Annotated in this window: 8 protein-coding genes; 2 read left to right on the top strand and 6 right to left on the bottom strand. The window is 28.3% G+C overall.

Annotation, left to right across the window (positions count from 1 at the left end; all coding sequences use genetic code 11):
- From ACR0QS_RS08380 to ACR0QS_RS08365, 4 genes are all read right to left on the bottom strand, one after another.
- The coding region (locus tag ACR0QS_RS08380; RefSeq protein ID WP_432632992.1) for a protein phosphatase 2C domain-containing protein at nucleotides 1–1,257 on the bottom strand (1,257 nt) is incomplete at its 3' end.
- Nucleotides 1,258–1,266: 9 nt separating this feature from the next.
- Nucleotides 1,267–1,947, bottom strand: coding sequence for a vWA domain-containing protein (locus ACR0QS_RS08375; RefSeq protein WP_432632991.1), 681 nt, complete (start codon nucleotides 1,945–1,947; stop codon nucleotides 1,267–1,269).
- 23 nt (nucleotides 1,948–1,970) lie between these two features.
- Nucleotides 1,971–3,065: a protein kinase domain-containing protein gene (locus ACR0QS_RS08370; protein WP_432632990.1), complete on the bottom strand. Its 1,095-nt coding sequence runs from the start codon at nucleotides 3,063–3,065 to the stop codon at nucleotides 1,971–1,973.
- 25 nt (nucleotides 3,066–3,090) lie between these two features.
- Entirely contained in the window at nucleotides 3,091–4,383 is a 1,293-nt protein-coding gene (locus ACR0QS_RS08365; protein WP_432632989.1) for a PIN domain-containing protein, read from the bottom strand.
- 398 nt (nucleotides 4,384–4,781) lie between these two features.
- On the opposite strand from ACR0QS_RS08365, the gene ACR0QS_RS08360 reads away from it, so the two are divergent.
- Complete coding sequence (locus ACR0QS_RS08360) at nucleotides 4,782–5,363, top strand: Crp/Fnr family transcriptional regulator (protein ID WP_432632988.1); 582 nt, start codon at nucleotides 4,782–4,784, stop codon at nucleotides 5,361–5,363.
- A gap of 31 nt (nucleotides 5,364–5,394) precedes the next feature.
- Complete coding sequence (locus ACR0QS_RS08355; RefSeq protein ID WP_432632987.1) at nucleotides 5,395–6,036, top strand: Crp/Fnr family transcriptional regulator; 642 nt, start codon at nucleotides 5,395–5,397, stop codon at nucleotides 6,034–6,036.
- Nucleotides 6,037–6,291: 255 nt separating this feature from the next.
- On the opposite strand, the gene ACR0QS_RS08350 is transcribed toward ACR0QS_RS08355, so the two are convergent.
- Both ACR0QS_RS08350 and ACR0QS_RS08345 read right to left on the bottom strand, forming a co-directional pair.
- Nucleotides 6,292–7,596 carry an ankyrin repeat domain-containing protein gene (locus ACR0QS_RS08350; protein WP_432632986.1) on the bottom strand — a complete coding sequence of 435 codons (1,305 nt, stop codon included), beginning with the start codon at nucleotides 7,594–7,596 and terminating at the stop codon, nucleotides 6,292–6,294.
- Entirely contained in the window at nucleotides 7,589–8,116 is a 528-nt protein-coding gene (locus ACR0QS_RS08345) for an ankyrin repeat domain-containing protein (protein ID WP_432632985.1), read from the bottom strand. The genes ACR0QS_RS08350 and ACR0QS_RS08345 overlap by 8 nt, the downstream gene beginning before the upstream one ends.
- Between the last annotated feature and the right edge of the window lie 54 nt (nucleotides 8,117–8,170).

Here is an 8,170-nt window from a genome sequence, read left to right as displayed (position 1 = left end):
ATTCTTTATATCATTTTTAATATCCTCTGCTTTTTTAGATATATCTTTAAATCTATCTAAAAAAGATTTAGATACTTTGTCAATATCTTTTTGTATGTTGGGTTTAATAGAGGATAATTCTCTTTGCAAATCCGATTGATTTTTTTCAATATTAGTAATTTTTTTAGATAAATCATCAATTTTACTTTGCAAAGATAGAATATTATTCTTATTTTGATTCGATAAAGTATTAATTTGAATTTCTGAATCTTTTTTTACTTCTTTTTCTAAATCAATAAATAATTTTTCTATTGATTTTTTGAATTCTGAATTTTGATTTTCTAAATCTTTAAATGAGTTAACCAAATTAGATATAGAATTATTCTGACTTTCTATTTTTTTATCTAAAGATGATATTTTTTCTTCAAATTTTTTATTTAATTCATCGTATAATTCTTCATTTGCAATAGATATAGTATCCGTTATTCGTTTAACCTTCCTTATTTCTTCAGTATTGCTATTATTAATATTCATAATTATTAAACTTAAGTCATCATGAATATTAGGATTATTTTCCGCTATATTATCTATATTACTTTTCAAACTATTAGTAACAATTTCATTTTCATGTTTCCATATCCATTGAGAAAATGTCTGAAGTATGGAAGCAAGTTTATCGCCTTTATTGGATATTAAAACGGGTTCTAATCCGTCTGAAAAACAATAAAATGAAAGTATATTTTTTAATGGCTTTATTGACAAATTGAAATATTTTTTATCAATATTCTTTCTAAAAAATACGGTTTCATTTTTGAACTCGCCTCCAACTCCTCCAGATATCACTCTTAAATTTCCATCCATATCGCAGCATATTATTCCATCTCCAATATGCCCGTATATAAATTTATCTTTATAGCATCCTACAAATAATAAGGTGGCGGATAATTCTTTTTCTTCTATAGACTTTTCCTTTGCCTTTTCTTCAAAGCTTTTAGACAAAGATTCTATTATCTTTTCTTTTATATTATCTATTTCTTTTTCAAATAGAATTTTATAATTATTTTGAAAAAAGGAAATGATTTTCTGAACAAGCAACTCCGAACCCCAATGAGAATATTTACAAGAACCAGCTCCGTCCGAAAGAGCTATTATCGAAAATTCATTGTCCGCGTCTATATAATAATCGCAATAATCTTGGCACGGCATATTATTTTTTTTATGACTTTTGCCTTGAGCTACATATTTATTACAAGAAAAAGTATTATTTAAATTATCCATTAAACTAACCTAATTTTTTATAATAGCCCAATCGTCTAAAGAAGAATTGTCTAATTTTACTTCATCTCCGACTGTAGACTGGGAAACTGCCTGTATGCTTTTAGAAAGCCATTCAAAAAAGCCTTCAAAATTCAAACCTTTCAATCTCAATGGTTTTCTTGGAGAAAATTTAGCCAATGTTTGCATATCGGCTTGGTCTCCTATTCCTAATTGAAAGCATGATAATTTTCTCTTTGAAGCCATATCGTAAGTTATCGATGAAGATTGATTTGGAGGATAATCTGGCTGCCCGTCTGACATAATAACCATCCAAGGCTGATAATAATCTACTCCAGCATCTACATATTCTTTTTTACGAGTTTCTAATAACTCTAAAGCCTGCATAACCGCTTCTTCCATAGGCGTTCCTCCGTCAGCATCTAAATCTCTAAATGAAAAATTTTCTATATTCTGAAAATCAGAATATACTTCGACATTTCCGCCAAATGTGACGATAGCGACTTCTGCGGCATACTTGGCTATATCGTCATTTTTAATAGCGTCTATAAATAATTTGACTCCTTTATTAAGTTCGTCAATAGGCGCTCCAGACATAGAACCGCTTGTGTCCAATACCAAACATACTGCAACTCTTGCAGCGGGATTTGATATAAGCTCTTTTTTTCTAATACTTAAAATATCTTCTTGCATAGTTTTTCTCCTTAAAACTTTAGTTATTTATTAAAATTTTTATATTTTTTAGCAATTTCATTAGGAACTTTTTTATTTGTAGTCGGTAAAAGTTCATTTGAATAATTAAAACCTTTTTCTAAACCATCTTTATATAATTTTAGAACAATTCTCAATTCTCTAATACTAGGTTTTTTATTATCTGCAAAACAATTCTCAAATATTTCTTTCATTTTTCTTGGAAGATTATTCCATATAAATTTCCAAGGTCCATCTGGAACATCTTCTCCTTTTCTATCTCCAAATTTGTAAGGAAAATTACCATTCTTTACATTTTCAGATGGATTAGCTCCTCCTTTAGCAGAATATGGAGGCTTACCTAAAAATAGTATCATAAAAAATAAAGTCGTAATGGCAAACATATCATGTTCTTTTGTCCTTAAAAATTCAGAATATTTTTTACCCTGTAGTTCTCTTGGCGTAAAATACGGCGTTCCTACAGGACATGGATAAGGTCCTATCTGGAAACTGTCGCAATCTATAAAATAAACTTTATTATAATCGGCAACCAATATATTATTAGCGTTTATATCTCCTATTATAATATTACTTTTATGCAACTGTTCGGTTATTTCTAAAATAGATATACATAACTCAACTAACTGTTTTCTTTTCCAATTTGGAAATTTATCTCTAATTACCATTGGATGCATAACCGAAGTTTGTAATTTATGCCCTTTAGCTTCATTCATTAAATAGCCTACAAATTGCCCCTTTTCATTATATAAAAATTCTTCAGGATAACAAATACCTTTTATTTTTATATTTTTAGCTTGCATTTCAAGTAGCTTTGCCAATCTAAATTTTGTAATTTTATCTTTATGATAAATTTTGCATACTTTATTTGGTATATTGCATTTATATACCGTGCCTTCGCCTCCTCGTTGTCCTACTTGAGTTTCTAATACAACTTCGCCAATTATCTTTCTCTTCCCATCTCTTGTTCTAACCGCTCTCGTTAAAGAACTTCCGCTATGAATTTCCACATCGTTAGGTATTTTAGTTTCATCCCAAAATACTTTTTTAGAAAGTTTAAATGCGGGAGGATAAAATTTATTACTTACTTTCTTATTATTCATAATATATAATTACACTCCTTATTTTTTATTTATTACTCTCTAATTCTTTAATTTTATTGGATATTATTTTTATAAAATTTTTATATCCAGTAATTCCTTTTTCATCCATTTCATTTATCTTTTTATACAATTTGTTTAATTCGTCTATATCTCTATTTTCTATTAGTATTTCAAATATTCTTTCATATATTTTTTTAGAATTAAATTTCTCAGCCAATTCATATAATCCGTCTATATTTTTATTATCAGCTAAAATATTGCAATGTTCGGTTAAAACTTCGGTTACTTTTTCACGATTTGGTTTATAGTTATGATTTTTAATTAATTCATACAATCCGTTTATATCTTTATTTTCTGTTAGTATTTCAAATATTCTTTCGTATATTTTTTTAGAATTAAATTTCTCAGCCAATTCATATAATCCGTCTATATTTTTATTATCAGCTAAAATATTACAATGTTCGGTTAAAATTTCAGTTACTTTTTCACGATTAGGTTTATAGTTATGATTTTTAATTAATTCGTATAATCCATTTATATCTTTATTTTCTGTTAGTATTTCAAATATTTTATTATGCGTTTTATTAGATTTATATTTTTCTGCTAATTTATACAACCCGTTAATGTCTTTGTCTTTATATAAAAATTCGTATATTTTACCATAGATTTCTTTAGAATTAAATTTTTCTAACAATTCATATAATTTATTTATATCTTTTTCGTTTTTTAAAATATTTAATATTATTTTATATATTATTTGTTTTTTAGAATTTTCTATCTCTTTATTTTTTAAAGATTTATTATTAATATTATATAAGCTATTTAAAATAATAATTTTATCATCGTATTTAATATATTCCGATATAAAATCTACCAAAGTTTTTACTTTTACATTAGGGCGATTTGCATATATTTTTAAATTGCCATCTTGACTCGCAATAACTATTTCCATATAACCATACTTATCCTTAAGATTTTTTGCTACCGCAATAAATTGAAGGTCTGGCTTTTTCGAGTTAAAATTAACTTCTTTATGTTTTAAATTCTCCGCATCCAAATAAAGCATGCAGTCATTTTCTATTTTATAACCATATTTGGATAAATTAGTTTTATCAGATATTTGATTTAAATTATTTAGAAAATATTTTGGATATTTATTTTCTTTTTTAAGTTTATTTTTAAGGTTAGGCGCATCAAGTTCATCTAAAACCGTTTGTGGAATGACTATATTACATTTTAAAATATCTAAAATATATGGATAATCTATTACTATATTTGTATCTAAAATTGCTATTGGATAATCTTTATTAAAATTCATATTTTATCCCTCCAAGAATTAAAAAATAATTCACGCAAGAGAAAGCGTTTAAATGTTTGAAATAATTTTTTATTTTTGCAACGAAAAAATAGCCAAAAATTATAATAATGGCTTGTATTGTATTGTATTGTATTGTATTGTATTGTATTGTATTGTATTGTAGAATTTACATCCGCTCATTTTTCAAAAGTCCTTTTTTTAATTTTTAATTCTATCAATTTATTTTATTATTATATACAAATAATTAAAATTTGTCAAGCGTTAAAATAATAAAATTTTTAAATAAAATTCGTTTATGTAAAACTTGTTATTATAAACCTTGAAAAAAGTATTATAAATGATACAATTAAATTTAAATAATTGAAACGGTTTAATAAAATTGTTGAGGAATTGAATATATGCAAACGAAAGTATATAAATCGGGTTCTATAGTATATTTTGCTGGCGACCCTTCCGATAGAATTTATATCTTAAAAGAAGGACAGGCTCAAAGTATATTTTTATCCGAAGAAACGGGATACGAAACGAGAGAGCCGATAAATGTTGGAGAATTTTTTGGAGTAAAAAGTCTGCTTGGCGCTTATCCGCAGGAAGATACGGTTCAATGTTTAAGCGACTGCGTTATCATTATTATTACTTACGAAGAATTTGAAAATTTGGTTACAAAAAATAAATCGATAATAATAAAAATGCTTCGAGTATTTTCAAATCAGTTAAGAAAATTAAATAAAAATGTTAGAAGTCTTGTGGAAAAAGAAGAAGACGAAGAAGGACCAAGTCAAGTGGAAGGATTATATAGTATCGGAGAATTTTATTTTAAGAATCAAAAATTTAAAAACGCTTTATACGCTTATAAAAGATATTATCAGATTGCGGACGAAAATTCTTCTTTCTATCATACGGTTGAAAATAAAATAAAAGCCTGCAAAGAAAAATTAAATATAACGGACGACAGCAATATAGCTCCTCCGCTCAAATAAAAATAATTCTATTACGATAAGGAATAAAAAAATGGATAATAATATATCTTCGCATACAAAGAAATACGAAAAAGACGACATTATATTTTTGGAATTTGAAAAAGGCGATAAATTTTATATGGTTATAAGCGGTTCGGTAAAAATAACGAAAGTAATTAAAGATGTGGAAAAACTTCTTGATATAGTTCATGCTGGAGATTTTTTCGGCGAAATGGCAATTTTGGAAGACACGACAAGGAGCGCTTCTGCGATTGCAAACGAACCTACGGTTTTACTCGAATTACAAAAAGAGAATTTTCAAACCGTTCTTGCCAATAATATAGAAATGGCGCTTAAACTTTCAAAAATGTTTGCCAAAAGAATATTCGATTCAAAAAGAAGACTTTTAATACTTCAATTAAACGAGCCGAATTTAAGAATTTACGACTGCCTGCTTCTTCTTGCCGAAATTCAAAATATTCCAAGAGACGCTTATAACGAGCCACAAGAATTAAACGCTACAGTAAACGATATTGCAAATTGGTGCGCAATAAAACCAATGGAAGTTCAAAAAGTTTTGAAAACAATGACGGGAAAAATAAATATAAAAAATAATACAATTCAAGTTAAAAATTTAAAAGAATTTCAAAGACAAATAGATGTAAAAAGAAAAAAATCTTATAATATTCAATAAAATTAATTTTTTTAATCGTCATTCGCTCTGCGTCCCACAGGGAACGAGGCTATTTATAGCCGAAGTAATCCAATTAATATTTAATATTGTAGGCGGGCTTTAGCCTCGACTTCGTCTCGCAGTGACAAATTTTTTTAAACCGTCATTACGAGGGCAACGCCCGAAGTAATCCACATAAAATAGATTGCTTCGATTTATAAATAAATCTAGCTACCAAAGGGACGCCGTTGGCGAGTAATCCAAATTTAATAAATTCTATTTAGCTCCAGCTTTTTTCAATTCTTCTTTTGTCCTTGTAGTGCTTGCCAAATCCACAGCGGTTTTACCTTCATTATCTTTAATATTAACATCCGCACCGTTTTCTATTAAAAATTTAACTATTTCTGAATGTGCATTATATGAAGCTCGCATTAAAGCCGTTACGCCATTTTTACTTTTAGCGTTAATATCCGCGCCTTTTCCTATTAAATATTTAACTATTTCTAAATGTTTATTATATGAAGCCCGACTTAAAGCCGTATCGCTATATCTATCTTTAGCGTTAATATCCGCGCCGTTTTCTACTAAATATTTAACTACTTCTAAATGCCCATTATATGAAGCCCAACTTAAAACCGTTCCGCCGTCTTTATCTTTAGAGTTAATATCCGCGCCGTTTTCTACTAAATATTTAACTACTTCTAAATGTCCATTATGTGAAGCCCACATTATAGCCGTATTGCCGTCTTTATTTTTAGCGTTAATATCCGCTCCTTTTCCTATTAAATATTTAACCATTTCTAAATCCCCTTTTTCTGAAGCTCGCCATAAAGCCGTCTCCCCGTCTTCATTTTTAGCGTTAATATCTGTAGTTCTAGTTTTTATAAATACTCCTCTTATCTCTTCGGTTTTCGCCATATTCAAAGCGGTTTTTCCTCTATTATCTTTAATATTAACATCAGCGCCTTTTTCTACTAAATATTTAACTACTTCTAAATACCCTTCATTTGAAGCCTTCATTAAAGCCGTATCGCCATCTTTATCTTTAGCGTTAATATCCGCTCCTTTTCCTATTAAATATTTGACTATTTCTAACTGCCCCAGCCTTGAAGCCCGAATTAAAGCCGTTTCGCCGTCTTCCTCTTTAGCGTTAATATCTGCTCCATTTTCTAATAAATATTTAACTATTTCTAAATTCCCTCCTGTTGAAGCGCTAATTAAAGCCGTTCCGCCATCTTTATCTTCATTAATATCAGCCCCGTTTTCTATCAAATATTTAACTATATCCAAATACCCATACCTTGAAGCCTTCATTAAAGCCGTCGAGCCGAAATCATCTTTAGCGTTAATATCAGCGCCGTCTTCCACTAAAAGTTTAACTATTCTCCAATTCCCTTTTTCTGTAGCCTTTATTAAAGCCGTTTTGTAGGATCTATCTTTAGCGTTAATATCTGCTCCATTCTCTATTAAATATTTAACTACTTCTAAATTCCCTTTATATGAAGCATATATTAAAGCCGTATCGCCATCGCTATCTTCAATATTAACATCCGCTCCGTTTTCTACTAAATATTTAACCATTTCTAACTGATTCCCCCCCCGAAGCATATATTAAAGCCGTTCCTCCAAAATCACTTCTATAGCTGCCGTAATATCTACCTATTAAATATTCAACTGTTTCAAAATCCCCTTTTGAAGCAGCCCAGCTTAAAGCCGCATGGATATCTCCATCGCTAACTCGTTTTATTTTCATAAATTTCTTTACATTTCTTAAATCCCCAACTTTCGCAGCCTCCACTAAAAGATCACCAGCATCTCTGTTTAAAGTGTATGTTCTGTATATAAATAAATATGAGACTATTATTATCACAACTATTATTAATTTAATAGTCGTTCTTAATTTTCTTGATAATATTACTATCACCGCTATAATTATAAATACGATTGGAATTATTACATAAATTAATGATAAAACCATTAATTCTTTAAAGAATTCACTTAACGCCTCTGCAGTAGGAAAATTTCCAGCGAATAATAAAGACGATAATATTAAAAATATGGAAATTATTAATATTATTTTGTTAGTAATTTTTCTATTCATAATTAATACTCCTTAAATAGAAATAAAATTTTATATGAATTTATTATATAATAT

It is taken from the genome of Brachyspira sp., assembly GCF_050873525.1.
In the GTDB taxonomy this organism is placed as follows: Bacteria; Spirochaetota; Brachyspiria; order Brachyspirales; family Brachyspiraceae; genus Brachyspira.
Note: the sequence above shows the minus strand (reverse complement) of the source record. Positions and strands in the feature narration are given on the sequence as shown.

Bases quoted from the DNA above. Each gene is read 5' to 3' on its own strand.
- ACR0QS_RS08375 (WP_432632991.1), bottom strand. From the start codon at position 1,947: ATGCAAGAAGATATTTTAAGTATTAGAAAAAAAGAGCTTATATCAAAT.
- ACR0QS_RS08370 (WP_432632990.1), bottom strand. From the start codon at position 3,065: ATGAATAATAAGAAAGTAAGTAATAAATTTTATCCTCCCGCATTTAAA.
- ACR0QS_RS08365 (WP_432632989.1), bottom strand. From the start codon at position 4,383: ATGAATTTTAATAAAGATTATCCAATAGCAATTTTAGATACAAATATA.
- ACR0QS_RS08360 (WP_432632988.1), top strand. From the start codon at position 4,782: ATGCAAACGAAAGTATATAAATCGGGTTCTATAGTATATTTTGCTGGC.
- ACR0QS_RS08355 (WP_432632987.1), top strand. From the start codon at position 5,395: ATGGATAATAATATATCTTCGCATACAAAGAAATACGAAAAAGACGAC.
- ACR0QS_RS08350 (WP_432632986.1), bottom strand. From the start codon at position 7,596: ATGGTTAAATATTTAGTAGAAAACGGAGCGGATGTTAATATTGAAGAT.
- ACR0QS_RS08345 (WP_432632985.1), bottom strand. From the start codon at position 8,116: ATGAATAGAAAAATTACTAACAAAATAATATTAATAATTTCCATATTT.